At 71.6% G+C, this 1111-nt stretch carries 1 protein-coding gene; it reads left to right on the top strand.

All coding sequences use genetic code 11. The features are described 5' to 3' along the window. The first annotated feature begins 118 nt into the window (after positions 1-118). Positions 119-1084, top strand: a complete 966-nt coding sequence (locus HF526_RS34420; RefSeq protein ID WP_169385829.1) for an IS481 family transposase — start codon at positions 119-121, stop codon at positions 1082-1084. Positions 1085-1111 lie beyond the last annotated feature (27 nt).

Consider the following 1111-nt stretch of genomic DNA (forward strand, 5'->3'; position numbering starts at 1 on the left):
TGTAGCGACTCACCACGTTGTTGACAGGTCGATCCGGCGTGGCGGCTTGATCGAGGGGAGGGCCTCCGGGCGGAGTGGGTGTGTCTGACGCACCTACTCGAAACCCAGGAGGCCCTCCGTGGGGCACCGTAACGCGCGCACCACCGTGCACGGCCGCCGACTCATCATCGAGCGCTGGCAGGGCGGGTGGCCGGCCGCCCGGATCGCCGAACAACTCGGCATTTCCCGGGCCACCGTGCACAAGTGGATCAACCGGTTCCGGGCCGAGGGCTGGGCCGGGCTAGAAGATCGCCCCTCGCGTCCGCACACCAGCCCGACCCGTACCCCGCCGGCAGTGGAGGAGCAGATCCTCAAGCTGCGGGCGTCGGCCCGGCGCGGGCCGGTGTTCCTGGCCGGGCAGCTCGGGCTGGTCGCTTCCACCGTCGGGCGGGTGTTGCGCCGCCACGGCGTGCCCGCGTTGGCGGCGATCGACCCGATCACCGGCGAGCCGGTGCGGCGGCGCCACTCCGGGATCCGCTACGAACGCCGCAACCCAGGCGACCTACTCCACGTCGATGTGAAGAAGCTCGGGCGGGTGCCCGACGGCGGCGGATGGCGGCTGCACGGGCGCCGCGAAGCCGTCCGCGGCCGCAAGATCCATGGCCACGGAATCGGCTACGACTACCTGCACGTCGCCATCGACGACCACACCCGCCTGGCCTACGTCGAAGCCCACCCCGACGAGCGCGACGCCACCTGCGCCGGGTTCCTGCACCGGGCGGTGGCCTGGTTCCGCGCCCACGGGGTGCACGTGCTGCGGGTGCTCACCGACAACGCCAAGGTCTACCGGGTCGGGCACAGCTGGCGGGCCGTATGCGTGGCCCTGGGACTGCGGCGGCGGTTCACCAAGCCCGGCTGCCCGTGGACCAACGGCAAGGCCGAACGGTTCAACCGGACCCTGCTCACCGAGTTCGCCTACGCCCGCCCCTGGCACTCCAACACCGAACGACTCACCGCCCTGGACAGCTGGGTGCACGACTACAACACTCGACGCGCCCACTCCGCCCTCGGCGGCCGGCCCCCGGCCACCCGACTCGCCGCATGACCGTCAACAAGGTGCCGGGTCACTACA

This window comes from Pseudonocardia acidicola (assembly GCF_012911935.1).
GTDB classification, from domain to species: Bacteria; Actinomycetota; Actinomycetes; order Mycobacteriales; family Pseudonocardiaceae; genus Pseudonocardia; species Pseudonocardia acidicola.